Annotated in this window: 23 protein-coding genes and 1 other RNA gene; 18 read left to right on the top strand and 6 right to left on the bottom strand. The window is 61.9% G+C overall.

The window, feature by feature from the left end; genetic code table 11:
- Positions 1 to 364: 364 nt before the first annotated feature.
- The 4 genes from LQ215_RS14905 to LQ215_RS14890 all read right to left on the bottom strand — a co-directional run bounded on the left by LQ215_RS14905 (position 365) and on the right by LQ215_RS14890 (position 3,809).
- Positions 365 to 943 carry a BON domain-containing protein gene (locus tag LQ215_RS14905; protein WP_003178201.1) on the bottom strand — a complete coding sequence of 193 codons (579 nt, stop codon included), beginning with the start codon at positions 941 to 943 and terminating at the stop codon, positions 365 to 367.
- Positions 940 to 1,533: a phosphoheptose isomerase gene (locus LQ215_RS14900; protein WP_007928463.1), complete on the bottom strand. Its 594-nt coding sequence runs from the start codon at positions 1,531 to 1,533 to the stop codon at positions 940 to 942. The genes LQ215_RS14905 and LQ215_RS14900 overlap by 4 nt, the downstream gene beginning before the upstream one ends.
- Positions 1,534 to 1,635: 102 nt before the next feature.
- Positions 1,636 to 1,998 carry a YraN family protein gene (locus LQ215_RS14895; protein WP_058545587.1) on the bottom strand — a complete coding sequence of 121 codons (363 nt, stop codon included), beginning with the start codon at positions 1,996 to 1,998 and terminating at the stop codon, positions 1,636 to 1,638.
- Positions 1,998 to 3,809: a penicillin-binding protein activator gene (locus LQ215_RS14890; RefSeq protein ID WP_230150935.1), complete on the bottom strand. Its 1,812-nt coding sequence runs from the start codon at positions 3,807 to 3,809 to the stop codon at positions 1,998 to 2,000. The genes LQ215_RS14895 and LQ215_RS14890 overlap by 1 nt, the downstream gene beginning before the upstream one ends.
- Before the next feature lie 346 nt (positions 3,810 to 4,155).
- On the opposite strand from LQ215_RS14890, the gene rsmI reads away from it, so the two are divergent.
- From rsmI to lpxC, 18 genes are all read left to right on the top strand, one after another.
- Positions 4,156 to 5,028 carry a 16S rRNA (cytidine(1402)-2'-O)-methyltransferase gene (rsmI, locus tag LQ215_RS14885; RefSeq protein WP_230150934.1) on the top strand — a complete coding sequence of 291 codons (873 nt, stop codon included), beginning with the start codon at positions 4,156 to 4,158 and terminating at the stop codon, positions 5,026 to 5,028.
- Positions 5,029 to 5,102: 74 nt separating this feature from the next.
- Positions 5,103 to 5,456: RNase P RNA component class A (gene rnpB / locus LQ215_RS14880), an RNA gene on the top strand.
- 308 nt (positions 5,457 to 5,764) lie between these two features.
- Complete coding sequence (gene mraZ / locus LQ215_RS14875; protein WP_003205355.1) at positions 5,765 to 6,220, top strand: division/cell wall cluster transcriptional repressor MraZ; 456 nt, start codon at positions 5,765 to 5,767, stop codon at positions 6,218 to 6,220.
- Positions 6,217 to 7,164, top strand: a complete 948-nt coding sequence (gene rsmH, locus LQ215_RS14870) for a 16S rRNA (cytosine(1402)-N(4))-methyltransferase RsmH (RefSeq protein ID WP_436839579.1) — start codon at positions 6,217 to 6,219, stop codon at positions 7,162 to 7,164. The genes mraZ and rsmH overlap by 4 nt, the downstream gene beginning before the upstream one ends.
- The gene (gene ftsL, locus LQ215_RS14865) at positions 7,161 to 7,454 is read left to right on the top strand and encodes a cell division protein FtsL (protein WP_003205353.1); all 294 of its coding nucleotides are present in this window, start codon (positions 7,161 to 7,163) and stop codon (positions 7,452 to 7,454) included. The genes rsmH and ftsL overlap by 4 nt, the downstream gene beginning before the upstream one ends.
- The gene (locus LQ215_RS14860) at positions 7,454 to 9,193 is read left to right on the top strand and encodes a peptidoglycan D,D-transpeptidase FtsI family protein (protein ID WP_230150945.1); all 1,740 of its coding nucleotides are present in this window, start codon (positions 7,454 to 7,456) and stop codon (positions 9,191 to 9,193) included. The genes ftsL and LQ215_RS14860 overlap by 1 nt, the downstream gene beginning before the upstream one ends.
- Positions 9,193 to 10,656, top strand: coding sequence for a UDP-N-acetylmuramoyl-L-alanyl-D-glutamate--2,6-diaminopimelate ligase (locus LQ215_RS14855; protein ID WP_230150932.1), 1,464 nt, complete (start codon positions 9,193 to 9,195; stop codon positions 10,654 to 10,656). The genes LQ215_RS14860 and LQ215_RS14855 overlap by 1 nt, the downstream gene beginning before the upstream one ends.
- Positions 10,649 to 12,016: a UDP-N-acetylmuramoyl-tripeptide--D-alanyl-D-alanine ligase gene (locus tag LQ215_RS14850; protein ID WP_230150930.1), complete on the top strand. Its 1,368-nt coding sequence runs from the start codon at positions 10,649 to 10,651 to the stop codon at positions 12,014 to 12,016. The genes LQ215_RS14855 and LQ215_RS14850 overlap by 8 nt, the downstream gene beginning before the upstream one ends.
- Positions 12,016 to 13,098 (top strand): phospho-N-acetylmuramoyl-pentapeptide-transferase, encoded by a 1,083-nt coding sequence (mraY, locus tag LQ215_RS14845; RefSeq protein ID WP_003205349.1) that lies wholly within the window; start codon positions 12,016 to 12,018, stop codon positions 13,096 to 13,098. The genes LQ215_RS14850 and mraY overlap by 1 nt, the downstream gene beginning before the upstream one ends.
- A 5-nt stretch (positions 13,099 to 13,103) precedes the next feature.
- Positions 13,104 to 14,450, top strand: coding sequence for a UDP-N-acetylmuramoyl-L-alanine--D-glutamate ligase (gene murD, locus LQ215_RS14840; protein ID WP_230150928.1), 1,347 nt, complete (start codon positions 13,104 to 13,106; stop codon positions 14,448 to 14,450).
- On the top strand, positions 14,447 to 15,664 hold the full coding sequence (ftsW, locus tag LQ215_RS14835; protein WP_057451743.1) for a putative lipid II flippase FtsW: 1,218 nt from the start codon (positions 14,447 to 14,449) through the stop codon (positions 15,662 to 15,664). Before murD ends, ftsW begins: the two co-directional genes overlap by 4 nt.
- Complete coding sequence (gene murG / locus LQ215_RS14830) at positions 15,654 to 16,724, top strand: undecaprenyldiphospho-muramoylpentapeptide beta-N-acetylglucosaminyltransferase (RefSeq protein ID WP_230150927.1); 1,071 nt, start codon at positions 15,654 to 15,656, stop codon at positions 16,722 to 16,724. The genes ftsW and murG overlap by 11 nt, the downstream gene beginning before the upstream one ends.
- Positions 16,717 to 18,177 (top strand): UDP-N-acetylmuramate--L-alanine ligase, encoded by a 1,461-nt coding sequence (gene murC, locus LQ215_RS14825; RefSeq protein ID WP_230150925.1) that lies wholly within the window; start codon positions 16,717 to 16,719, stop codon positions 18,175 to 18,177. The genes murG and murC overlap by 8 nt, the downstream gene beginning before the upstream one ends.
- Positions 18,174 to 19,139, top strand: coding sequence for a D-alanine--D-alanine ligase (locus LQ215_RS14820; RefSeq protein WP_230150923.1), 966 nt, complete (start codon positions 18,174 to 18,176; stop codon positions 19,137 to 19,139). Before murC ends, LQ215_RS14820 begins: the two co-directional genes overlap by 4 nt.
- A 3-nt stretch (positions 19,140 to 19,142) precedes the next feature.
- Entirely contained in the window at positions 19,143 to 20,009 is an 867-nt protein-coding gene (locus tag LQ215_RS14815) for a cell division protein FtsQ/DivIB (RefSeq protein WP_230150920.1), read from the top strand.
- A gap of 15 nt (positions 20,010 to 20,024) precedes the next feature.
- On the top strand, positions 20,025 to 21,284 hold the full coding sequence (ftsA, locus tag LQ215_RS14810; protein WP_003205342.1) for a cell division protein FtsA: 1,260 nt from the start codon (positions 20,025 to 20,027) through the stop codon (positions 21,282 to 21,284).
- Between the two features lie 98 nt (positions 21,285 to 21,382).
- A complete protein-coding gene (gene ftsZ, locus LQ215_RS14805; protein ID WP_003205341.1) occupies positions 21,383 to 22,576 on the top strand; it encodes a cell division protein FtsZ in 1,194 nt (397 codons plus the stop codon).
- A gap of 112 nt (positions 22,577 to 22,688) precedes the next feature.
- Positions 22,689 to 23,600, top strand: coding sequence for a UDP-3-O-acyl-N-acetylglucosamine deacetylase (gene lpxC / locus LQ215_RS14800; protein ID WP_003178240.1), 912 nt, complete (start codon positions 22,689 to 22,691; stop codon positions 23,598 to 23,600).
- Positions 23,601 to 24,917: 1,317 nt separating this feature from the next.
- On the opposite strand, the gene LQ215_RS14795 is transcribed toward lpxC, so the two are convergent.
- Both LQ215_RS14795 and LQ215_RS14790 read right to left on the bottom strand, forming a co-directional pair.
- On the bottom strand, positions 24,918 to 25,085 hold the full coding sequence (locus tag LQ215_RS14795; protein WP_156331373.1) for a nucleoid-structuring protein H-NS: 168 nt from the start codon (positions 25,083 to 25,085) through the stop codon (positions 24,918 to 24,920).
- A gap of 150 nt (positions 25,086 to 25,235) precedes the next feature.
- Positions 25,236 to 26,732, bottom strand: coding sequence for a sensor domain-containing diguanylate cyclase (locus LQ215_RS14790; protein WP_230150918.1), 1,497 nt, complete (start codon positions 26,730 to 26,732; stop codon positions 25,236 to 25,238).
- Positions 26,733 to 26,850 lie beyond the last annotated feature (118 nt).

Below are 26,850 nucleotides of genomic sequence, written 5' to 3'. Positions count from 1 at the left end.
CGTGGACGTTGATCTCGGGCGCTCCGTTAACCACGCTGGCCGAACGCAGGCATTGCGCAGTGGGCATCCCGGCATGGATGCCGGGATAGCCGCGCTGGGCCATGGATGGCCCTTCGCGGCGGCCCACGGAGCAATGCCGGAGTGAGGGCATGCCGAGCCTAGGCGAGGCACCGAGTGGTGGGGCAAAAGCGTTTTGCTTACTTTTGCGCTCTTCAAAAGTGAGCCGCCGTCAGGGCGGAACCCTAAGCCGCCGTGACCGCAGCAACGGATATACACACCAATCCCCAAAAAACGAAGCCAAAAAAAACGGCGCCCCCCATCTCAGAAGAAGCGCCGTTTTTCTAAAGCAACTGAAGTTCAAAAATCAGTCAATGTACTCAAACAACTTGACGATTTTCTGAACCCCGGACACGCCCTGCACCAGGTTAGTCGCCTGCGCAGCCTCTTTCTTGGTCAACAACCCCAGCAAATAGACAATGCCATTCTCGGTCACAACCTTGATGCGTGAGCCGGGAATGCTGGCGTCGGTGAGCATCTGGGTCTTGATCTTGGTGGTCAGCCAGGCGTCGTTCTGGCGCGCCAGCAGCGAGGAAGGTTGCAGGACCTGCAGTTCGTTATGCACGGTCTTGACCCGTTGCACGGCGCTGGCTTCCTGTTCGGCCTTGGCCTTGAGGTCGGCGCGTGGGGTCTGGCCGGCCAGCAGTACGACACCGTTGAAGCTGGTGACGACGATGTGCGAGTTGTTGTCCAGGTCCGGGTCGGCCTTGGCGATGTTCACGCCGACCTTGGTTTCAATCAGGGAGTCGTCGATCTTGCTGCCGAAGGTGCGGGTGCCGCGGTCATCTTCAATCGGCTTTTCCCGGCTGGCGTTAACCACCGATGTGCAGCCGCTGATGCCGAGGCATAGGGTCAGGGCCAGAAGGCCTAGGCGATTAGGGGTCATTCTTCACTCCCGAACAGTTGGCTGTCGATCAAGTCGCAAAGGCAGTGGATCGCCAGCAGGTGGACTTCCTGGATACGTGCGGTGACATTGGCCGGTACGCGGATCTCGACGTCTTCTGGCAATAGCAGGGATGCCATGCCGCCGCCATCACGACCGGTCAATGCTACGACAATCATTTCGCGATCATGTGCGGCCTGGATCGCTTGAATAATATTGGCCGAGTTACCGCTGGTGGAAATCGCCAGCAGGACATCGCCGGGTTGGCCCAGGGCGCGGATCTGTTTGGAGAATACTTCGTTGTAGCTGTAGTCGTTGGCGATCGAGGTGATCGTCGAACTGTCGGTGGTCAGGGCGATCGCCGGCAGGCTCGGGCGCTCGCGTTCGAAGCGGTTGAGCAGTTCCGAAGAGAAGTGCTGGGCGTCGCCGGCCGAGCCGCCATTGCCGCACGAAAGCATCTTGCCCTCGTTGAGCAAGGCGTTGACCATCACTTGGCTGGCTTGCTCGATGTGCGGTGCAAGTACGTCCATCGCCTGTTGCTTGGTGTCGATACTGGCCTGAAAAAGCTGGCGAATTCGCGATTGCATGTCCATCTGTGTGACCTTAAGTAGCGCGGCTTATCGGCACAAACATGTGCGGCGCGCAAAGCAAAGAGCAAAAAAGTTAGGTGAAGGTGTCCGGCTCGGCATGGGCGCTCAACTGTCGAAGGCGTTCTGCAGCCAGTTCAACTGGGCGGCGTTGCTGTCGATGGCAACCACGTCGAAGCGGCAGGGATGATCGGCCCAGCGAGGCTCGCTTTGCAGAAAATACTGCGCGGCGAAAACCAGCTTCTGGCGCTTGCGCTCGTCAATGCTGTCGAGCGCGCCACCCCATTGGGTATTTTTTCTGTAGCGGACTTCGACGAATACTACTGTATCGCCGTCAAGCATGACCAGATCAAGCTCGCCGCGTTTACACAACCAGTTCTGCGCCACCAGCCGCAGGCCTTGTTGCTGGAGATGCGCGAGGGCCTGGCCCTCGGCATCCCGTCCGCTTTGCTGGCGTGATCGGTCGGGCATCAGCGCTGGGTATCCGGCAGGCGCTGCACCTGGCCGTTGACGAACTCGGCCCAAGGCAGTTGACGCTGTACGCGCTGGGTCGAAGACACGGCCAGGCTGCCCGACAGGCCTTCGATGCGGCTGTCCGGCAGCGTCTTGAGCTGGCCCAGGCGCGGCGCCAGGCGATAGGCGTCTACCCCCATCGCGTACAACCGGCCCAGGCTGCCACCCGCCTGGGGCCACTGGGCGGTGACCTGCTTGCGTAGCGGGTCATTGGCGTCGAGCAGCCAAGGGGTTTCGCAGAAGCGGATACCGCTCATGTCGTTGTACTGGTTCTGGTCGCCGCTGGCGCTGAACACTGAAGACGTCGCGTAGACCGGCACATCACCCGCGTACTGGAAGTTCAGCGTCGGCTTGATCTGCTGGGCTTGTTGCGGCGTCGAGGCCAGGAAGATGAACTCGATGTCCTGGCGACGGGACGGCTGGGCCGCGACCGTGGTGCCAACGGTGCTTTGCAGGCTCTTGGCACGACCTTCGCTCTGGCGCAGTTGGAACATGTCGGCGATCTGCTGGGCCAATTGCACCGGCTGGTCGACCCGTTCGATTGCGATGATGGTGCCGCCATTGGCCTGCCAGTCCTGGCTGAAGGCTTTCAGGACGCGATCGCCCCATTCACCCTTGGGTACCATGGCGGCGGCGCGATGCAGGCCGTCGGCGCGGGCACGGCGGGAGACTTCGCGGGCTTCATCCTCGGGGGCCAGGCCGAACTGGAACAGTTGCGGTGGCCCTTGTTCGCCTTCGCTGTAGTTCAGCGCCAGGGTGGTGATCGGCAGTTGCGGGCGGGTGCTGATCTGCTTGACCAGGGGTTTTTCCAGCGGTCCGACTACCAGTTGCACGCCGTCGGCCTGGGCCTTGCGATAGAACTCGTCCATGGAGGTCAGGCTGGAGCTGTCATAGAACTGGATGCTTGGCGGCTTCTGGCCGGCCTGCTGGGCCTGGTAGTGCGCGGCCATGAAACCCTCGCGCAAAGCCTTGGCAACCGCAGCCAACTGGCCATTCTGTGGCAGCAGCAGGGCGATCTTGCTCAGCGGCTGGCTCGCCAGTTCCTTGAGCTTGACCAGAGGAGTAGGCAGTTGCAGGGCAGCGGGGTGCTTCGGGTTCTGTTCGCGCCAGTGGTCGATGGCCGCCTGCTGTTGTTCCAGGGTGCCGGCGGTCTTGACGGCCTGGGCCAGGCTCAGCCAGCCGCCAAGGTCGTCGTTGGAGCTTGGCTGCAACTGGTCAGTGGGCAGCGAGGCGATCAACGACCAGATGGCTTCGTGGTTTTTTGCCGCAGCGTCGTTTTCCAGCAGGGGCGCGATGAAAATGCGCTCCTTGGCGGCGGCCAGGGTCTGGCCATCGGCCTCCAGGGCGCGGGCGCGGACGGTACCGGTGCGGACCTGCTGCTCCACCGGCATTTCGCTCAGGTGTTGCAGGCTTGGGTGGCTCAGGGTGGTCAGTGCCGCCTTGGGCTGGTTGCGGGTCATCGCCAGTTCAGCCGACAGCGTGCTGGCGAAAATCTGCTGGCCGGGCTTGAGTTGTTCCATCGGCACTTGTTGCAGGATCTGCGCGGACTGGCCGGCATTGCCCTGGCGGTAGGCCAGGTCGGCGGCGCTCAGGCGCAGCAGGGCGGCTTTTTCCGGGTCTTTGCTTTGAGTGGCCTGTTCGAGCAACTGCTCGATACTGGCGTCCGGGGTACGTGGAAGTTCGCCAAGGCTGGACGAGGGCGAGCTGGCGCAGGCCGCCAGGAGGGCAGCGAGGCAGAGGGCGGAGAGCAGCCGCAGGCAAGCGATCATGTAAGTGTTCCTGATACGAGATCAAATTAGCGTCGAATTGTACCCAAGCACTGGCCGGGGCGCGATGTTAGTGGCGTGAATCGATCAATTTAGGTATTTCAAAGAGTGCGGTGCACCACAAAAGACGCCACTCACTTGGTGGAAGCACCAAACCTGTGGCGAGGGGATTTATCCCCGTTGGGCTACGTAGCGGCCCCAAAAAACGCAGCCTCGGTAGGTCAGGTTAAAGGGAACCCAGCCTTCCGGGGGCTGCTGCGCAGCCCAACGGGGCGGTGCGACGTTTCGCTAAATCCCCTCGCCACAACACGCTACAATGGCGGTTTTTACCGATCATGAGGTATGTGTCTTGACTGCTCCAGGTGCTTTGAATTCCGTTGCCGGCTCGCTTTATGTGGTGGCGACGCCCATCGGCAACCTGGACGATATCAGTGCCCGGGCGCTGAAAATCCTGCAGGAGGTTGCACTGATCGCAGCTGAAGACACGCGCCACTCCCAGCGCCTGCTCCAGCATTTCGGCATTTCCACGCCGTTGGCGGCCTGTCACGAACACAATGAGCGGGATGAAGGCAGTCGTTTCATTACCCGGCTGCTGGCGGGCGATAACGTCGCGCTGATTTCCGATGCCGGTACGCCGCTGATTTCCGACCCTGGCTATCATCTGGTGCGTCAGGCCCGGGCGGCAGGCATCAGCGTGGTGCCGGTGCCAGGGGCTTGTGCATTGATCGCGGCGCTGTCGGCGGCGGGCCTGCCGTCGGACCGTTTCATCTTCGAAGGTTTCCTGCCGGCCAAGGCAGTGGGGCGACGGGCGCGTCTGGAAGCTATAAAGGAAGAACCGCGCACGCTGATCTTCTATGAGGCGCCGCACCGCATTCTGGAATGCCTGCAAGACATGGAGCTGGTATTCGGTCCCGAGCGTCCGGCGCTGCTGGCGCGTGAGTTGACCAAGACCTTCGAAACCCTCAAGGGGTTGCCGTTGGCGGAGCTGCGAGCCTTCGTCGAAAGCGACAGCAACCAGCAGCGCGGCGAATGTGTCGTGCTGGTGGCCGGGTGGACGGCGCCGGAAACTGAAGACGCTGTCAGCAGCGAAGCGATGCGCGTCCTGAACCTGCTCCTGGAGGAAATGCCGCTCAAGCGTGCCGCGGCCCTTGCGGCGCAGATCACCGGCGAGCGCAAGAATGTGCTGTACCAGGTCGCACTGGAAAAACAGAAAGGCCAGTGAAACCAAGGCGGGGGCCTGGTCCAAGGCTTTTAGCGCTTGTTCTTCAAGCGCTCTACCGTTAACCTTCGCGGCGGAGAGTCGATCGGACAGTCGCTGCCCTCTATGAGAATTAGGGGGGGGAGGAAAGTCCGGGCTCCATAGGGCGAAGTGCCAGGTAATGCCTGGGAGGCGTGAGCCTACGGAAAGTGCCACAGAAAATAACCGCCTAAGCGCTTCGGCGCCGGTAAGGGTGAAAAGGTGCGGTAAGAGCGCACCGCACGGCTGGCAACAGTTCGTGGCTAGGTAAACCCCACTTGGAGCAAGACCAAATAGGGTCCCAAGGCGTGGCCCGCGCTGGGACCGGGTAGGTTGCTAAAGATGTCCAGTGATGGCCATCGTAGACGAATGACTGTTCAAGACAGAACCCGGCTTACAGATCGACTCTCCACCTTTTCCCTCCCTGCCGGAATCACTGGCAGACGCAGTTCCTAATACCAAAAAAATCTTACTCTTAATAAATCACTTTAACTTGTGCGCGCAGCCTCCTGTGCTTCCTCGGGTTGAGGTGAAATTTCCTACGTCAGATTCTTGTTACCCCTCCTGAAACGCTCCTAAATCTCCGATCTATAAGGCTTTTCCTTCAATCCGCGCCTTGACGGTGCGGTGGGCGCATTCCTATAGTGTGCGCAAGTGGCGGAAAGTGGCATGAAGTGGGTTTTTTTGAAGGTAAAACGCCAAAAAGTGGAGAAACGCAGACGTGTTTCGCGGAGCTAACGCTATCAGTCTCGATGCAAAAGGCCGTCTCGCCATGCCGAGCCGGTATCGTGACGAGCTCGTTTCGCGAAGTTCGGGGCAGTTAATCGTCACGATCGACGCCGTTGACCCATGTTTGTGTGTTTACCCGCTTGATGAGTGGGAAATCATCGAAACCAAACTGCGCGCACTGCCTTCGTTGCGTGAAGAAAACCGCCGCTTGCAACGCTTGCTGATCGGTAATGCCGTCGACCTCGAACTCGATGGCAGCGGTCGTTTCCTGGTTCCACCGCGCCTGCGCGAGTACGCCAAGCTGGACAAGCGCGCGATGCTGGTGGGCCAACTGAACAAGTTCCAGCTGTGGGACGAAGATGCCTGGAATGCGGTTTCTGCCGCTGACCTTGCTGCTATTCAACAACCGGGCGCCATGCCTGATGAACTGCGTGATTTGATCCTGTGACTATTGATAGCGGCTTTAACCACATCACCGTACTGCTTGACGAAGCCGTCGAGGCTCTCGCCGTACGTCCTGATGGCTGCTATCTGGACGGCACGTTCGGGCGTGGCGGACACAGCCGGTTGATTCTCAGCAAGCTCGGTCCGGGTGGCCGGCTGCTGGGGTTCGACAAAGATCCTCAAGCGATTGCCACCGGGCAAGCGCTGGCGGCCGAAGACGGCCGCTTTGTCATTGTGCAACGCAGCTTTGCCGAGCTCGCTTCGGAAGTCGCCGAGCGTGGCCTGGCCGGCCAGGTCAGTGGCGTGCTGCTGGACCTGGGCGTGTCTTCGCCGCAGTTGGACGACCCGGAGCGCGGCTTCAGTTTCCTCAATGACGGCCCGCTGGACATGCGCATGGACCCGTCTCGTGGCATCAGCGCCGCCGAATTCGTCAACACCGCCCCGGTGGAAGAAATCGCCCGTGTTTTCAAGGAATACGGTGAAGAGCGTTTCTCCGGCCGCATGGCCCGCGCCGTGGTCGAGCGGCGTGATATCAAGCCCTTCGAGCGCACCGGCGACCTGGCCGAGGTGCTGAAGGTTGCCAATCCGGCCTGGGAAAAGGGCAAGAACCCGGCGACCCGGGCTTTCCAGGGCTTGCGCATCCACGTCAACAACGAGCTGGGCGATCTGGAAGTCGGTCTCGAAGCAGCGCTTGAAGCGCTGGAAGTCGGCGGTCGGCTGGTGGTGATCAGCTTCCATTCCCTGGAAGACCGCATCGTCAAGCTGTTCATGCGCAAACTCACCAAGGGCGAAGCCGATAACCTGCCGCGCAACCTGCCAGTGCGTTTCGAAGCCTTCGTGCCAAAAATCAAGATCCATGGCAAAGCGCAGTTCGCCTCCGAGGCTGAACTCAAGGCCAACCCACGTGCCCGTAGCGCCGTCATGCGTGTCGCGGAGAAGTTGCGGTGAGCAAGCTCTTCGCCAAGCCACTGCCAGGCGGCAGCTTTTTCATGCTGCTGCTGTTTATCGGCGTGCTCGTATCGGCCATCGGCGTGTCCTATAGCGCGCACTGGAACCGGCAGTTGCTCAATAGCCTTTACAACGAGCTGAGCGTGCGCGACAAGGCGCAGGCCGAATGGGGCCGGTTGATCCTGGAGCAGAGCACCTGGACCGCCCATAGCCGTATCGAAGTATTGGCCACCGAGCAGCTGAAAATGCGCATTCCCGGCGCTGCCGAAGTGCAGATGGTGGCGCCATGATGAAACTCGAAGGGGCGCTGTTCCCGTGGCGGTTTCGTCTGGTCCTGGGTTTGCTCGGGATCATGGTGGCGGCGATTTCGTGGCGCATCATCGACCTGCAGGTCGTCGACCGTGATTTCCTCAAGGGGCAGGGCGATGCGCGCAGCGTGCGGCATATTCCGATCCCGGCTCACCGTGGCTTGATCACCGACCGCAATGGCGAACCTTTGGCCGTGAGCACCCCGGTGACCACCTTGTGGGCCAATGCCAAGGAAATGCAGCAGGCCAAGGAAAAGTGGCCGGCACTGGCTGCTGCCCTTGGGCAGGACCCCAAGGCCCTGGCCGAGCGCCTCGAAGCCCAGGCCAACAAGGAATTCATCTATCTGGTGCGCGGGTTGACGCCCGAGCAAGGCCAGAGCGTGCTCGACCTGAAAGTACCCGGTGTCTACGGCATCGAAGAGTTCCGGCGCTTCTACCCAGCCGGTGAAGTCACGGCCCACATGGTCGGGTTTACCGACATTGATGACCGAGGGCGCGAAGGTGTCGAACTGGCCTATGACGAATGGCTCGCCGGGGTCGCCGGCAAGCGCCAGGTCATCAAGGATCGGCGCGGCAGGCTGATCAAGGATGTCCAAGTCACCAAAAACGCCAAGGCCGGCAAGCCCTTGGCGTTGTCCATTGACCTGCGCCTGCAATACCTGGCCAACCGTGAGCTGCGCAATGCCATCGTCGAGAACGGTGCCAAGGCCGGCAGCCTGGTGATCATGGACGTGAAGACCGGCGAGATCCTGGCCATGGTCAACCAGCCGACCTATAACCCGAACAACCGTCGCAACCTGCAACCGGCGATGATGCGTAACCGCGCGATGATCGACGTGTTCGAGCCAGGTTCGACCATGAAAGCCGTGTCCATGGCCGCCGCCCTGGAAACCGGGCGCTGGAAGCCGAGCGACACCGTCGAGGTGTACCCGGGCACCCTGCAGATCGGCAAGTACACCATCCGCGACGTGTCCAAGACCGAAGGCCCGGTGCTCGACCTGACCGGCATCCTGATCAACTCCAGTAACGTGGGCATGAGCAAGATCGCCTTCGATATCGGCGGCGAGACGATTTATCGCCTGGCCCAGAAAATCGGCCTCGGCCAGGACACCGGCCTGGGCTTTCCGGGCGAGCGTGTCGGCAACCTGCCCAACTACCGGGACTGGCGCAAGGCTGAAACGGCCACGCTGTCCTATGGCTATGGCGTTTCGGTGACGGCGATCCAGCTGGTCCACGCGTTTTCCGCGCTGGCCAACAATGGCCGTATGGCACCGCTGACCCTGATCAAGACCGACAAGGCGCCGCAGACCACCCAGGTGATCCCGGAGAATGTCGCCAAGACCATGCAAGGCATGCTGCAACAGGTGATCGAGGCGCCGCGCGGTGTCTATCGCGCCCAGGTGCCGGCCTATCACGTGGCAGGCAAATCGGGTACGGCCCGTAAAACCTCCGTGGGCACCAAAGGCTACGCCGAGAACTCCTACCGTTCGCTGTTTGCCGGCTTCGGCCCGATGAGCGACCCGCGCTACGCCATCGTCGTGGTCATCGATGAACCGAGCAAGGCAGGCTACTTCGGTGGCCTGGTTTCGGCGCCGGTGTTCAGCAAAGTGATGTCCGGCACCCTGCGCCTGATGAACATTACCCCGGATAACCTGCCGCCGACCCAGCAGGCCAATACCGCACCGGTCGTTCCCTTGAAAGCCGAAGGAGGGCGTGGCTGATGTCCCTGAGCCTGAACAAGATTTTTGCCCACGCCGGTCACGATCTGCTGATTCGCGAACTGGCCCTGGACAGCCGCAATGTCCGCGCCGGGGACCTGTTCCTGGCGGTGCCGGGTGCCCGTTTCGATGGTCGCGACCATATTGCCGATGCGCTGAAGCGTGGCGCGGCTGCCGTGGCTTACGAAGTGCAAGGCGCGACTGTGCTGCCGATCACCGACGTTCCGCTGATTCCGGTCAAGGGCCTGGCGGCGCAGTTGTCGGACATCGCCGGGCGTTTTTATGGCGACCCGAGCCGTCACCTGAACCTGGTGGGCGTGACCGGCACCAACGGCAAGACCAGCGTGACGCAATTGGTGGCTCAGGCGTTGGACCTGCTCGGCCAGCATTGCGGCATTGTCGGAACCCTGGGCAATGGCTTTCATGGCGCGCTGGAAAGCGGCCTGCACACCACGCCGAACCCGATTGCCGTGCAAGCGACCCTGGCGGACCTGAAAAAGGCCGGTGCCAAGGCCGTGGCGATGGAAGTCTCTTCCCATGGTTTGGACCAGGGCCGTGTGACCGCCCTGGCGTTCGATGTCGCGGTGTTGACCAACCTGTCCCGGGATCACCTGGATTACCACGGCACCATGCAGGCCTACGGTGAAGCCAAGGCCAAGCTGTTTGCCTGGAATGACCTGAAGTGCCGGGTCATCAACCTCGATGACGAATTCGGCCGGCAATTGGCCGCCGAAAAGCGCGAGTCGCGGTTGATCACCTATAGCCTGGAAGATGCCAGCGCCTACCTTTATGTACGCCAGGCGCAATTCGATGACGAAGGCGTGCGCGCCACCCTGGTCACGCCCCAGGGCGAGCACCACCTGCGTAGCACCTTGCTGGGTCGCTTCAACCTGAGCAATGTATTGGCGGCCATCGGCGCCTTGCTCGGGCTGGACTACGCGCTGGACGAAATCCTCAAGGTCCTGCCGAAGCTCGAAGGCCCGGCCGGCCGCATGCAGCGTTTGGGCGGTGGGACTCAACCACTGGTGGTGGTCGATTACGCCCATACCCCCGACGCGTTGGAAAAAGTTCTCACGGCCCTGCGTCCTCACGCCAAGGGCAAGTTGCTGTGCCTGTTCGGCTGCGGTGGCGATCGCGATCGCGGCAAGCGTCCGCTGATGGCCGAAGTGGTCGAGCGCTTGGCAGACGGCGTGCTGGTCACCGACGACAACCCACGCAGCGAAGACCCATTGCGGATTTTCGACGACATCCGCGCCGGTTTTACTGCTGTGGATAACGTCACCTTCGTCGCCGGTCGCGGCCGGGCCATTGCCCAGTTGATCGCCAGTGCCTCGGCGGAGGATGTCATCGTCCTGGCCGGCAAGGGCCACGAGGACTATCAGGAAATCAACGGCGAACGCCAGGCTTTCTCCGATCTGGTGGAAGCCGATCACGCCCTGACCGCATGGGAGGTGGCCCATGCTTAAGGCCCTGAAGCTCAGCGAACTGACCAACGCCCTGAATGCGCGCCTCATCGCAGCGGACGCCACCTTCAACGGCGTCAGCATCGACAGCCGGGCGATCGCGCCGGGGCAATTGTTCATCGCCCTGGCTGGGCCGCGTTTCGACGGCCATGACTACTTGAACGAAGTCGCGGGCAAAGGTGCGGTCGCCGCCCTGGTCGAGCGCGAAGTGACCAACAGCACGCTGCCGCAATTGCTCGTCAACGACACCCGCCAGGCCTTGGGCCAGCTCGGTGCGCTGAACCGCGCGGCATATGGCAACCCGGTCGCGGCCATCACCGGCTCCAGCGGCAAGACCACGGTCAAGGAGATGCTTGCGAGCATCCTGCGCACCCGTGGTCCGGTGCTCGCTACTCGCGGCAACCTGAACAACGACCTCGGCGTACCGCTGACCTTGCTGGAGCTGGCGCCGGAACACAGCGCCGCCGTCATCGAGCTGGGCGCTTCGCGGCTCGGCGAGATTGCCTACACCGTGGCCATGACCAAGCCTCATGTGGCGGTGCTCAACAACGCCGGGACTGCCCACGTCGGCGAGTTCGGCGGCCCGGAAAAAATCGTCGAGGCCAAGGGCGAGATCATCGAGGGGCTGGATGCCGATGGCGTCGCCGTGCTGAACCTCGACGACAAGGCCTTCGAAATCTGGAAGACCCGGGCGGGCGAGCGCAAGGTGCTGACCTTTGCCCTGAGCAACCTGGCCGCGAATTTCTATGCCAGCGACCTGGACCGTGATGCCCGCGGTTGCCCGGCCTTCAACCTGCACAGCCCGGATGGCGCCGAGCGGGTGCAATTGAACCTGCTCGGCACCCATAACGTTGCCAACGCCCTGGCCGCAGCGGCTGCCGCCCATGCGCTTGGCGTGTCGCTGCCGGGCATCGTCGCCGGGCTGAACGCCGTGCAGCCGGTCAAGGGGCGCTCCGTCGCGCAACTGGCCAGCAACGGCATGCGCGTGATCGACGACACCTATAACGCCAACCCGTCGTCCATGTGCGCGGCCGTGGATATCCTCGCCGGTTTTTCCGGCCGTACCGTATTGGTGCTGGGGGATATCGGTGAACTGGGCGAGTGGGCGCAACAGGGGCATCACGACGTCGGTGCCTATGCGCGCGGCAAGGTCGACGCGCTGTATGCGGTCGGCCCGATGATGGCCCATGCGGTCGCCGCGTTTGGCGAGCACGCACGGCATTTCACCACTCAGGCCGAACTGATCCAGGCCCTGGGCGCCGAGCAGGACCCGAACACCACCTTATTGATCAAGGGCTCACGCAGCGCAGCGATGGAAAACATCGTCGCGGCGCTGTGCGGTGCCTCCACGGAGAAACATTAATGCTGCTGCTGCTAGCGGAGTACCTGCAACAGTTCCACAAAGGCTTCGCGGTCTTCCAGTACCTGACCCTGCGCGGGATCCTGGGTGTGCTGACCGCGCTGTCGTTGTCGCTGTTCCTGGGCCCGTGGATGATCCGCACCCTGCAGAACCTGCAAATCGGCCAGTCGGTCCGTAACGACGGTCCGCAATCGCACCTGTCCAAATCCGGCACCCCGACCATGGGCGGCGCACTGATCCTCTCGTCCATCGGCATCAGCACCTTGCTCTGGGCCGACCTGGCGAACCGGTATGTCTGGGTCGTGCTGCTGGTGACCTTGTTGTTCGGCGCCATCGGCTGGGTCGACGATTACCGCAAGGTCATCGAGAAGAACTCCCGTGGGCTGCCAAGCCGCTGGAAGTATTTCTGGCAGTCGGTGTTCGGCCTCGGCGCGGCGATCTTCCTTTATATGACCGCCGCTTCGCCGGTGGAGACCACCCTGATCCTGCCGATGCTCAAGGACTACAGCATCCCGCTGGGCGCAGGTTTCATCGTGCTGACCTACCTGGTGATCGTCGGTTCGAGCAACGCGGTCAACCTCACCGACGGCCTCGATGGCCTGGCGATCATGCCCACGGTGATGGTCGGCGGCGCCCTGGGGATCTTCTGCTACCTGTCGGGTAACGTGAAATTCGCTGAATACCTGCTGATCCCTTATGTGCCGGGGGCGGGCGAGCTGATCGTGTTCTGCGGCGCGCTGATCGGTGCCGGCCTGGGCTTTTTGTGGTTCAACACCTATCCGGCACAAGTCTTCATGGGTGACGTCGGCGCGCTGGCGCTGGGCGCGGCCCTGGGCACCATCGCGGTCATCGTTCGCCAGGAAATCGTCCTGTTCATCATGGGCGGTGTGTTCGTGATGGAGACCCTGTCAGTCGTCATTCAGGTTGCTTCCTTTAAATTGACCGGCCGCCGCGTATTCCGCATGGCGCCGATCCACCACCACTTTGAACTCAAGGGCTGGCCCGAGCCGCGCGTGATCGTCCGTTTCTGGATCATCACCGTGATTCTGGTGCTGATCGGCCTTGCCACCCTGAAGCTGAGGTAGAACGAGTGTCCCTGATCGCTTCTGACCACTTCCGCATCGTTGTCGGCCTCGGCAAGAGCGGCATGTCCCTGGTTCGCTTCCTGGCGAACCGGGGCGTGTCGTTTGCCGTGGCCGATACGCGGGAAAATCCACCTGAGCTGGCCACGCTGCGCCGTGACTATCCGCAGGTGGACGTGCGTTGTGGCGAGCTGGACGTCGAATTCCTGTGCCGCGCCGATGAGCTCTACGTGAGCCCCGGCCTGGCCCTGGCGACTCCGGCCCTGCAGGCGGCCGCTGCCCGTGGCGTGAAATTGTCCGGCGACATTGAGCTGTTCGCGCGTAATGCCAAGGCGCCGATCGTCGCCATCAGCGGTTCCAATGCCAAGAGCACCGTCACCACCCTGGTGGGCGAGATGGCCGCGGCGGCCGGCAAGCGTGTCGCCGTGGGCGGCAACCTCGGAACCCCGGCGCTGGACCTGCTCAGTGACGACGTCGAGCTGTACGTGATGGAGCTGTCGAGCTTCCAGCTGGAAACCACCGACCACCTGGGCGCCGAAGTGGCGACCGTGCTCAACATCAGCGAAGACCACATGGACCGCTACAGCGGCCTGCCGGCTTATCACCTGGCCAAGCACCGGATCTTCCGTGGTGCCCGGCAAGTGGTGTTCAACCGCCAGGACGCCCTGACCCGTCCGTTGTTGGGCGAAGGCATGCCGTGCTGGTCCTTCGGCCTGGGCGTGCCGGACTTCAAAGGCTTCGGGCTGCGCGAAGAGAACGGCGAGAAATACCTGGCCTTCGAATTCCAGAACCTGATGCCGGTGCGTGAACTGAAGATTCGTGGCGCCCACAACCAGGCCAATGCCCTGGCCGCGTTGGCCCTGGGGCATGCGGTCGGCCTGCCGTTCGACGCCATGCTCTCGGCCCTGCGTACCTTCGCCGGTCTTGAGCACCGCTGCCAGTGGGTGCGCGACCTGGACGGCGTGGCCTGGTACAACGACTCCAAGGCCACCAATGTCGGTGCCGCACTGGCGGCCATCGAAGGGCTGGGCGCGGACATCGAAGGCAAGCTCGTGCTGATCGCCGGCGGCGACGGCAAGGGCGCCGACTTCAAGGACCTGCGCGACCCGGTGGCGGCCAACTGCCGTGTCGTGGTGCTGATGGGCCGCGACCGCGAATTGATCGCCCAGGCCCTCGGCGATGCCGTGCCGCTGGTTCGGGTCGGTTCGCTGGACGAGGCGGTGCAACAGTGCCGCGCCCTTGCGCAACCGGGCGATGCGGTGTTGTTGTCGCCGGCCTGCGCCAGTTTCGACATGTTCAAGAACTATGAAGAGCGCGGGCAGTTGTTCGCCCGGGCCGCGGAGGACTTGGCATGAGCCTGATGAACATCATCAAGCCGTACCCGTCGCCGCTGATCACCGGTCGTGGCATCGACCTGGATTTCCCGATGCTCGCCGGTTGCCTGGCCTTGCTGGGCCTGGGCCTGGTGATGATCACGTCCGCGTCGTCGGAAGTGGCCGCCGTGCAGTCGGGCAACACGCTTTACCACATGATCCGCCACCTGATTTACCTGGTGATCGGCCTGGGCGCGTGCATCGTCACCATGATGGTGCCGATCGCCACCTGGCAGCGCCTGGGCTGGATGATGCTGCTTGGCGCCTTCGGTCTGCTGGTGATGGTGCTGGTGCCGGGCATCGGCCGCGAGGTCAACGGTTCGATGCGCTGGATCGGCTTCAGCTTCTTCAACGTGCAGCCTTCGGAAATTGCCAAGGTCTTCGTGGTGATTTTTCTCGCCGGTTACCTGGTGCGTCGCCAGAAAGAAGTGCGCGAGAGCTGGATGGGCTTTTTCAAGCCGTTCATCGTGCTGCTGCCCATGGCGGGCCTGCTGCTGATGGAGCCGGACTTCGGCGCCACGGTGGTGATGATGGGCGCGGCGGCAGCGATGCTGTTCCTGGGTGGCGTCGGGCTGTTCCGTTTCATCCTGATGGTGGCATTGGCGGTGGCAGCCGTGACGGTGCTGGTCCAGGCGCAACCCTATCGAATGGCGCGCTTGATCACCTTTACCGACCCGTGGGCCGACCAGTTCGGTTCCGGCTATCAGTTGACCCAGGCGTTGATCGCCTTCGGTCGCGGCGAATGGCTGGGCGTAGGCCTGGGCAACAGCGTGCAGAAGCAGTTCTACCTGCCGGAAGCCCACACCGACTTCGTGTTCTCGGTATTGGCCGAAGAGCTGGGCGTGGTCGGCTCCTTGTGCACCGTTGCTCTGTTCGTATTCGTCTGCGTGCGCGGCATGTACATCGGCTTGTGGGCCGAGAAGGCCAAGCAGTTTTTTGCCGCCTACGTGGCGTATGGCTTGTCGTTCCTGTGGATCGGCCAGTTCCTGATCAACATCGGCGTGAACGTCGGTTTGTTGCCGACCAAGGGCCTGACGCTGCCGTTCCTCAGTTATGGCGGCAGCTCCCTGGTGATCTGCTGTGCCTGTCTGGGCCTGTTGCTGCGCATCGAATGGGAGAGTCGGACCCACCTGGGCAGCGAAGAGATGGAATTCCAGGAGAGCGACTTCGCCGAGGAGCCGACTCATGGGCGCTAACGTGCTGATCATGGCGGGCGGTACCGGCGGGCACGTGTTCCCGGCGCTGGCCTGTGCCCGGGAGTTCCAGGCGCGCGGCTACACCGTGCACTGGCTGGGCACGCCACGGGGCATCGAGAACGAGCTGGTGCCGGCTGCCGGCCTTGAGCTGCACCGGATCGACGCCAGCGGCCTGCGGGGCAAGGGCAAGTTGTCGTTGCTCAAGGCGCCGCTGATGCTGCTCAAGTCAGTCTGGCAGGCGCGGGCGATCATTCGTCGGTTGCGCCCGGTGTGCGTGGTGGGGTTTGGCGGTTATGTGACCGGTCCCGGCGGTGTTGCGGCGAAATGGGCCGGTGTACCGGTGATCGTTCACGAACAAAACGCCGTGGCCGGTACCGCCAATCGGTTACTGGTGCCGTTGGCCGCCCGGGTCTGTGAAGCCTTTCCCGACACCTTTACCCTGTCGGGCAGCCGCCGCACCACCGGAAATCCGGTGCGTACCGAGCTGTTTTTCGATACACCGCGCCCGGCCCTGGCTGGACGCAAGGCCCGTTTGCTGGTGCTGGGCGGAAGCCTGGGGGCCGAACCGTTGAACAAATTGCTGCCCGAAGCCCTGGCGCAGGTCGCCCCCGAACTGCGCCCGGAAGTGTTTCACCAGGCCGGCAAAAACCACGATGAAGTGACCGCCGAGCGCTACCGCGCCGCTGGCGTCGAGGCGCAAGTGCAGCCTTTCATCAAAGACATGGCCCAAGCCTATGGCTGGGCCGACCTGGTGGTCTGCCGCGCAGGCGCGCTGACCATCAGTGAACTGGCTGCCGCCGGTCTGCCCTCGATGCTGGTGCCTTTGCCCCACGCCATCGACGATCACCAGACCCGTAACGCCGATTATTTGGCCCGTGAAGGCGCTGCCTTCCTGATGCCGCAAAGAACGACTGGCGCCGCGGATCTTGCCGCCCGCCTGACAGAGGTTTTGATGCAGCCGCAAATACTCGAAGACATGGCCCGCGCCGCCCGCCGCCTGGCCAAACCCGATGCCACGGCCCAAGTGGTCGATACCTGCCTGGAGGTGGCCCATGGTTGAGAATCGCAAAGCCATGCCGCAACCGGAAATGCGTCGTATCCGCCGCATCCACTTCGTCGGTATCGGCGGCGTGGGCATGTGCGGGATCGCCGAAGTGCTGCTGAACCTGGGCTATGAAGTCTCCGGTTCCGACCTGAAGGCCTCCCCGGTGACCGAGCGCCTGGAGTCATTCGGCGCTCACATCTTTATCGGCCACCGTGCCGAGAACGCCGCCAATGCCGACGTGCTGGTGGTTTCCAGTGCTGTGAACACTTCCAACCCGGAAGTCGCCACCGCCCTGGAACGCCGCATTCCCGTGGTGCCGCGGGCCGAGATGCTGGCCGAGCTGATGCGTTATCGCCACGGCATCGCCGTCGCCGGTACCCACGGCAAGACCACCACCACCAGTTTGATCGCCTCGGTGTTCGCGGCCGGTGGACTGGACCCGACCTTCGTGATCGGCGGTCGTCTGAATGCTGCGGGCACCAATGCCCAGCTGGGCACCAGCCGCTACCTGATCGCCGAAGCCGACGAGAGCGATGCGAGTTTCCTGCACCTGCAACCGCTGGTGGCCGTTGTCACCAACATCGACGCCGACCACATGGCGACCTACGACGGCGACTTCAACAAACTGAAGAAAACCTTCGTCGAGTTTCTGCACAACCTGCCGTTCTATGGTTTGGCAGTGGTGTGCCTGGACGACCCGGTGGTACGCGAGATCCTGCCGTTGATCAAGCGTCCGACCATGACCTACGGTTTCGGCGAAGAAGCCGACGTGCGCGCCATCAACGTGCGCCAGCAGGGCATGCAGACGTTCTTCACCGTGCTGCGCCCTGATCGCGAGCCGTTGGACGTGTCGGTGAACATGCCCGGCAACCACAACGTGCTCAATGCCTTGGCCACCATTTGCATCGCCACTGACGAAGGCGTCAGCGATGAAGCCATCGTCCAGGGCCTGTCCGGGTTCCAGGGCGTGGGCCGGCGCTTCCAGGTCTATGGCGAACTGCCGGTGGACGGCGGCAACGTGATGCTGGTGGACGACTACGGCCACCATCCGACCGAAGTCGCGGCGGTGATCAAGGCCGTGCGCGGTGGCTGGCCGGAGCGGCGCCTGGTGATGGTCTACCAGCCACACCGCTACAGCCGCACCCGCGACCTGTACGACGATTTTGTCCAAGTGCTGGCCGACGCCAACGTGTTGTTGCTGATGGAAGTCTACCCGGCCGGTGAAGAGCCGATCCCAGGGGCCGACAGCCGCCAGCTGTGCCACAGCATTCGCCAGCGCGGCCAGTTGGACCCGATCTACATCGAACGCGGCGTGGACCTCGCGCCGCTGGTCAAGCCGCTGCTGCGCGCTGGCGACATCCTGCTGTGCCAGGGTGCCGGGGATATCGGTGGCCTGGCCCCGAAACTGTTGAACAGTCCGTTATTCGCCGGGGCAATCGTGGCTTCCAGCGAGGGGAAAGTGAAATGACTGCTGCCTACGCCAACCTGGTCTCGACCCTTGATCCGAAAGCCTTCGGCCGCGTTGCCGTGCTGTTCGGCGGCAAGAGCGCGGAGCGCGAGGTGTCCCTCAAGTCCGGCAATGCCGTGCTGCAAGCCCTGCAAAGCGCCGGTGTCGACGCATTCGGCATCGACGTGGGCGACGATTTGCTGCAGCGCCTGCTGAGCGAAAAAATCGACCGCGCGTTCATCATCCTGCACGGTCGCGGTGGTGAAGACGGCAGCATGCAAGGCCTGCTCGAGTGCCTGGGCATTCCCTACACCGGCAGCGGCATCCTGGCTTCCGCTCTGGCGATGGACAAGCTGCGCACCAAGCAGGTCTGGCACAGCCTCGGCATTCCGACGCCGCGTCACGCCGTGCTGGCATCCGAGGCCGATTGTATTTCGGCGGCCACGGAACTGGGCTTCCCTTTGATCGTCAAACCGGCCCATGAAGGTTCAAGTATCGGCATGGCGAAAGTGAATTCGCTGCCTGAGTTGACCGCGGCATGGAAAGACGCCAGTTCCTACGATTCGCAAGTGTTGGTCGAACAATGGATCACCGGTCCCGAGTTCACCATCGCCACCCTGCGTGACCAGGTGTTGCCCCCGATTGCGCTGGGCACGCCCCACACGTTCTACGACTACGACGCCAAGTACGTTGCCAACGATACCCAGTACCGCATTCCCTGCGGGCTGGACGCCGCCAAGGAAAAAGAACTGATGGACCTCACGGCCAAGGCCTGTGAGGCGCTGGGTATCGCCGGTTGGGGCCGGGCTGACGTGATGCAGGACGCCGATGGGAAGTTCTGGTTCCTGGAAGTCAACACCGCGCCGGGCATGACCGACCACAGCCTGGTGCCGATGGCGGCGCGCGCCGCCGGTCTGGATTTCCAGCAACTGGTGCTGTCGATCCTGGCCGCCAGTGTCGGCCATCAAGAGCCAAGAGGTTAAGCCATGCAAGGCGCATCGCTTCGTCATCAGCCATCCGCACCCGGTCGCAAGCCGGTGCCGCGGGGTGCCAGCCGAATGGTGGCCAAAGAGCCGATGTCGGCGCGCTTGCCGAAAGCCAATTTTGGCTTTCTCAAGAGCTTGTTCTGGCCGGTGCTGCTGGTGGTGTTGGGGTTCGGTACGTATGAAGGCGCGCAACGGTTGCTGCCTTATGCCGACCGGCCGATCGCCCGGATCAACGTCCAAGGCGACCTGAGCTACATCAGCCAGCAGGCCGTGCAGCAGCGGATCGCTCCGTTCGTCGCGTCGAGTTTCTTCACCATCGACCTGGCGGGCATGCGCAAGGAACTGGAGCAGATGCCTTGGATCGCCCACGCCGAAGTCCGCCGGGTGTGGCCTGACCAGGTGTCGATTCGCCTGGAAGAACAATTGCCGGTGGCCCGTTGGGGCGACGAGTCGTTGTTGAACAACCAGGGCCAGGCGTTTACGCCGCGGGAACTGGCCAACTATGAACATTTGCCACAACTGTTCGGTCCACAGCGGGCCCAGCAGCAAGTGATGCAGCAATACCAGGTGTTGAGCCAGATGTTGCGGCCATTGGGCTTCTCCATCGCGCGCCTGGAATTGCGTGAGCGCGGCAGTTGGTTCCTGACCACTGGCGCGGGCAGCTCGGGGCCGGGCATCGAGCTGTTGCTCGGGCGCGGCAACCTGGTGGAAAAGATGCGCCGCTTCATCGCCATCTATGACAAGACGCTTAAAGAACAGATTACGAACATTGCGCGCATCGATCTGCGCTACGCCAACGGCCTGGCTGTTGGCTGGCGGGAACCTGTAGCGCCCACGACGGCCGTACCCGCCGTCGCAAAGAATTAAGAAGAGGCAGGACCCATGGCAAACGTGCAAAGCGGGAAAATGATCGTCGGTCTTGATATCGGCACTTCCAAGGTGGTGGCGCTGGTAGGCGAAGTCGCGGACGACGGCACGCTGGTCATCGTCGGGATCGGTACACACCCGTCCCGCGGCTTGAAAAAAGGCGTGGTGGTGAACATCGAGTCCACCGTGCAATCGATCCAGCGCGCCATCGAAGAGGCGCAGCTGATGGCCGGTTGCCGGATCCACTCGGCGTTCGTCGGCGTGGCGGGCAATCACATCCGCAGCCTGAACTCCCACGGCATCGTGGCGATTCGTGATCGCGAAGTCAGCTCCGCCGACCTTGAGCGCGTACTCGACGCGGCCCAGGCTGTGGCGATCCCGGCCGACCAGCGTGTGCTGCACACCCTGCCGCAGGATTACGTGATCGATAACCAGGAAGGCGTGCGTGAGCCCCTGGGCATGTCCGGCGTGCGCCTGGAAGCCAAGGTCCACGTGGTGACCTGCGCGGTGAACGCGGCGCAGAACATCGAGAAATGCGTGCGCCGCTGCGGCCTGGAAATCGACGACATCATCCTCGAGCAACTGGCTTCGGCCTACTCGGTGCTGACCGACGACGAGAAAGAGCTGGGCGTATGCCTGGTGGACATCGGCGGCGGCACCACCGACATCGCGATCTTCACCGAAGGCGCCATTCGCCACACGGCGGTAATCCCGATTGCGGGTGACCAGGTGACCAACGACATCGCCATGGCGTTGCGCACCCCGACCCAGTACGCCGAGGAAATCAAGATCCGTTACGCCTGTGCCCTGGCGAAGCTGGCCGGTGCCGGCGAAACCATCAAGGTGCCAAGCGTCGGCGACCGTCCCCCGCGCGAGCTGTCGCGCCAGGCCTTGGCCGAAGTGGTCGAGCCGCGTTACGACGAGCTGTTCACGCTGATCCAGGCCGAACTGCGTCGCAGTGGCTACGAAGACCTGATCCCGGCCGGCATCGTGCTGACCGGCGGTACGTCGAAGATGGAAGGCGCGGTCGAGCTGGCCGAAGAGATTTTCCACATGCCGGTGCGCCTGGGCGTGCCCCATGGCGTCAAGGGCCTGGATGACGTGGTCCGCAACCCGATCTATTCCACCGGCGTGGGCCTGTTGATGTACGGCCTGCAGAAGCAGTCCGACGGAATTTCGTTCTCAGGCATCGGCAGCCGCGACAGCTACAGCAGCGACGAGCCGAAGGCTCCGTTGTTCGAGCGGCTCCAGGCTTGGGTCAAAGGCAACTTCTAAACAGTTTCAAAGCTTCACGCGGCAAGTTTCAGGCTTGGCGCTGGAAGACGCAGCAAACGCAGTAGGCGAAAAAACTAGAGAATGAAAGGAGAGGGAAAATGTTCGAACTCGTAGACAACATCCCCGCTAGCCCGGTTATCAAAGTAATCGGTGTCGGCGGTGGCGGCGGCAACGCTGTCAACCACATGGTCAAGAGCAACATTGAAGGCGTTGAATTCATCTGCGCCAACACTGATGCCCAAGCGCTGAAATCCATCGGCGCGCGGACCATCCTGCAATTGGGCACTGGCGTGACCAAAGGCCTGGGCGCCGGCGCCAACCCGGAGGTCGGTCGTCAGGCCGCTCTCGAAGACCGTGAGCGCATCGCAGAAGTCCTGCAAGGCACCAACATGGTGTTCATCACCACGGGCATGGGCGGCGGCACCGGTACTGGTGCGGCACCGATCATCGCCGAAGTGGCCAAGGAAATGGGGATCCTCACCGTTGCGGTGGTGACTCGTCCGTTCCCGTTCGAAGGCCGCAAGCGTATGCAGATCGCCGACGAAGGTATCCGTCTGCTGTCTGAAAGCGTCGACTCGTTGATCACCATTCCCAACGAGAAGCTGCTGACCATCCTCGGTAAAGACGCAAGCCTGCTGTCGGCTTTCGCCAAGGCCGATGACGTACTGGCCGGTGCCGTTCGCGGTATCTCCGACATCATCAAGCGTCCAGGCATGATCAACGTCGACTTTGCCGACGTACGGACTGTCATGAGCGAAATGGGCATGGCGATGATGGGCACTGGCTGCGCCAGCGGTCCGAACCGTGCACGCGAGGCCACCGAAGCGGCCATCCGCAACCCGTTGCTCGAAGACGTGAACCTGCAAGGTGCACGCGGCATCCTGGTGAACATCACCGCCGGTCCTGACCTGTCCCTGGGTGAGTACTCCGACGTGGGTAGCATCATCGAAGCCTTCGCTTCCGAGCACGCGATGGTCAAGGTCGGTACCGTTATCGATCCGGACATGCGCGACGAGTTGCACGTGACCGTGGTTGCCACCGGTCTGGGCGCGAAAATCGAGAAGCCTGTGAAGGTCATCGACAACACCGTTCACACCTCCATGGCTTCGCAACCGCAACAACAAGTGGCTTCGCGCCAGGAAGCGCCTGCGGTCAACTACCGTGACCTGGACCGTCCGACCGTCATGCGCAACCAGGCCCAGGCCGGTACTGCGACTGCCGCGAAGATGAATCCGCAAGACGATCTGGATTACCTGGACATCCCGGCATTCCTGCGTCGTCAGGCCGATTGATGAAATGTATCAGGGGGATACGGGTGATTGGTGTTCAGCAAAGGTCTGGTCTGCTATCATCGCCAGCCTTTGTTGATACCAGTTCGCAATTTGCGCTGAAGCGGCCCATGCCATGATTAAACAACGCACCCTGAAGAATATTATCCGTGCCACAGGTGTCGGCTTGCACTCCGGCGAGAAGGTCTACCTGACCCTCAAGCCCGCGCCTATCGATACCGGCATTGTGTTTTGTCGTGCCGACCTCGACCCTGTGGTGCAGATTCCTGCTCGCGCGGAAAACGTTGGTGAAACCACTATGTCGACCACTCTGGTCAACGGTGACACCAAAGTGGACACGGTGGAGCATTTGCTCTCGGCCATGGCTGGCCTGGGCATCGATAACGCCTACGTCGAGCTCTCCGCGTCCGAAGTCCCGATCATGGATGGCAGTGCCGGACCCTTCGTATTCCTGATTCAATCGGCTGGCCTGGAAGAGCAGGACGCAGCCAAGAAGTTCATCCGCATCCTGCGGGAAGTGACAGTGGAAGACGGCGACAAGCGCGCTACTTTCGTCCCTTTCGAAGGTTTCAAGGTGAGCTTCGAGATCGATTTCGATCACCCGGTTTTCCGTGACCGCACCCAGAGTGCAAGCGTGGATTTTTCCAGCACTTCGTTCGTAAAAGAAGTCAGCCGCGCCCGTACCTTTGGTTTCATGAGTGACATCGAGTACCTGCGCAAGCACAACCTCGCACTCGGTGGCAGTGTTGAAAACGCGATCGTGGTCGATTCCGATGGTGTATTGAACGAAGACGGCCTTCGCTATGAAGACGAATTCGTCAAACACAAGATCCTCGATGCAATCGGCGACCTCTACCTGCTGGGCAATAGCCTGATTGGTGAGTTCAAGGGCTTCAAGTCCGGCCATGCACTGAACAACCAGCTGCTGCGCAAGTTGATTGAGCAGAAAGATGCTTGGGAAGTCGTGACGTTCGAAGACGCCAGCACCGCGCCAATCTCCTACATGCGCCCTGTTGCGGCCGTGTAGGCAAAAAAACCTCTCTAGTTTTTGAAGGCTGCCTTTGGGTGGCCTTTTTTTATGGCTGCTTTTTTGTGTGTATATCCGTTATTTCGGTAACGGCGGCTTATGGTTCCGCCCTTACGGCGGGTCACTTTCGAAAAGCCGGAAGCCGGCCCAGGCGAAAGTAACCAAAGCGCTTCTGCCCCACCACTCGGTGCCTCGCCTAGGCTCGGCATGCCCGCACTCCGGCATTGCTCCGTGGGCCCGCCGCGAAGGGCCATCCATGGCCCAGCGCGGCTATCCCGGCATCCATGCCGGGATGCCCACTGCGCAATGCCTGCGTTCGGCCAGCGTGGTTAACGGGGCGCCGAGATCAACGCCACCGCGAGGCGGCCTAACAGCCGACCTGGCTCTCCTGGTCGTACACCTGTCAGATCTGTGGGAGCAAAGCTGTCCCTTGAAAGGATGGCTAAATAAACCATCCAAGACAGTTGCTCCCACATTCAATCTTCAGTGAGCACAAAACTTATGCCCAACACAGCTCCTCTGTGGGAGCGAGCCTGCTCGCGAAGGGGCCGGCAAGCCCAACATCCATGTGACTGAACCACCGCCATCGCGAGCAGGCTCGCTCCCACATTTAAATCTTCAGTGAACCAAAACTTATGTTCACCACAGAATCCCTGTGGGAGCGAGCCTGCTCGCGAAGAGGTCAGCAAGCCCAATATCCATGTGACTGAACCACCGCCATCGCGAGCAAGCTCGCTCCCACATTCAATCTTCAGTGAGCACAAAATTTATATCCAACACAGAACCCCTGTGGGAGCGAGCCTGCTCAGGAGAGGTCAGCAAGCCCAACATCCATGTGACTGAACCACCGCCATCGCGAGCAGGCTCGCTCCCACATTTAAATCTTCAGTGAGCACAAAATTTATATCCAACACAGAACCGCTGTGGGAGCGAGCCTGCTCAGGAAGAGGTCAGCAAGCCCAACATCCATGTGACTGAACCACCGTCATCGCGAGCAGGCTCGCTCCCACATTTAAAATCTTCAGTGGACACAAAATTCATATCCAACACAGCCCCCCCTTTGGGAGCGAGCCTGCTCGCGAAGAGGTCAGCAAGCCCAACATCCATGTGACTGAACCACCGCCATCGCGAGCAGGCTCGCTCCCACATTTAAATCTTCAGTGAACCAAAACTTATGTCCACCACAGAACCCCTGTGGGAGCGAGCTTGCTCGCGAAGAGGCCGGTAAGCCCAGCATCCATGTGACTGAACCACCGCCATCGCGAGCAGGCTCGCTCCCACAGGGGACGCGGTCCCCATCAAGAGCCAGGTCGGCTGTTAGGCCGCCTCGCGGTGGACGTTGATCTCGGGCGCCCCGTTAACCACGATGGCCGAACGCAGGCATTGTGGAGTGGGTATCCCGGCATGGATGCCGGGATAGCCGCGCTGGGCCATGGATGGCCCTTCGCGGCGGGCCCACGGAGCAATGCCGGAGTGAGGGCACACCGAGCCTAGGCGAGGTGCCGAGTGGTGGGGCAGAAGCGCTTTGGTTACTTTCGCGCTTTTCGAAAGTGACCCGCCGTAAGGGCGGAACCATAAGCCGCCGTTACCGCAGCAACGGATATACACACTAAGTGAACAGCCACAGGGAAGGCGTCACATCGCACAAACCACACGATTTCGCCCACAGGCCTTCGCTTGGTACAGCGCCTTGTCCGCCGCGAACAAAAGTTGCGGGAGCTCCCCATACGGCCCGTTCAACCAAGTAGCGATGCCAATACTCACCGTCATGGACGCTCCCCCCTCGGCCACCGGTGGCAATTGTTCAACCGCGTCACGAATATTCTGGGCCATGGTAAAGGCGCCAGCGGTGGTGGTCTCCGGCAGCACCACCGAAAACTCCTCACCGCCATAGCGCGCCGCCAGGTCGGCGGGGCGTCGGACATGTTGGCCGATCAATTGCGCCAAGGTGCGCAGGGCCTGGTCACCCTGTTGATGACCATGGCGATCGTTGAACGCCTTGAAGTGATCGGCATCGATCATTAGCACAGACAACGGTTGGCCCGAACGTTGGGCGCGCAGCCATTCCTGTTGCAACGTTTCGTCCAGTGTTCGTCGGTTGGCCAGTCCTGTGAGGGCGTCGACGGACGCCAGTTGGGCCAGTTCCCGTTCCGCTCGGTAGCGGCGTCGCAATTCGCGGCGCAGCAGCCAAGTGAGCCAGAGCAAACCGATGCACAGCGCGCCGGTGGCACCACTGACCAACAATGCCGTGCGTTGCCATGACGCGAACACCTCTTGAGAAGAGAGCGCCACCACGACGATCAAGGGCAAGTTGCCCACCTGGGAAAAAGTGTACAGGCGCGGTTTCTGGTCCTGGCCAGAAATGCCGGTGAAACTGCCATTGCCTTCGCGCAGGATCCGCAGGAAATTCGGTCGATGACTGAAGTCCTTGCCTGTCAGGTCTTCGGCCAGGGGCGGTTCCTGTGCCAGGAGAATTCCGTCTCGGCTGACCAGGTTGACCGTACCGCCATGACCGATGTTCAGGCTCTTGAACAATTGGTTGAAATAGTTGAGGCGCATCGCGGCCTCGGCTACGCCCATGAACTCACCCCGTTCGTCGCTCAGTCGATAGCTGAAACTGATGCGCCAGTCCTGCGCAGGACTTCTGGAGCGGAACGGGCGGCTGATCATCATGCCCGGGTTTGGATCCTGGACATGGGACTGGAAATACTCACGATCGGCATAGTTGCCTGTACGCGGCGTGATCGAGGCGGAGTCGGCGATCACATCGCCGCGCTTGTCCAGCAGCAGGATGTCGCCTTTATAGGGGGCGGCGGTGGCGCGGTCGAACAGCGCGAGATGGCGAACCGCTGGCGAAACGTCTTTCAGGTCGTCGCGTTTGGCGGCGGCGACCAGACCTTGCAGCGACAGATCGTAGAGCTCCACGTTACGCAGCACATCGGCGTCAATCAGTTGCACGATATTGGTCGCCGCACGTGTCGCTGCCTGTTGTGCGGCGGCATGCTCGCGAATCAACAGGTACGTCACGATGCTCAGGATAGCGATGACAACCAGCGAACTGGCCAATACGAGTACCCGTTCTGAACGTATCGAAGGCGGGGTGATGCCGGGTGTCGCACTGCGCGCGCTCATGGGTCCGATGTCTGCATTGTGATGTGGCTGGGATCCATCCCAAAGGAGTGCAAACCGGCAATGAACCAGATGCTGGCCTTTTGCTGATTGTGCTTGGATCGGTGAGGGCGGGCAATTA

The sequence above is a fragment of the Pseudomonas brassicacearum genome (genome assembly GCF_918698105.1).
Taxonomy (GTDB): Bacteria; Pseudomonadota; Gammaproteobacteria; order Pseudomonadales; family Pseudomonadaceae; genus Aquipseudomonas; species Aquipseudomonas brassicacearum_F.
This window is presented reverse-complemented; position numbering and strand designations above follow the sequence as displayed.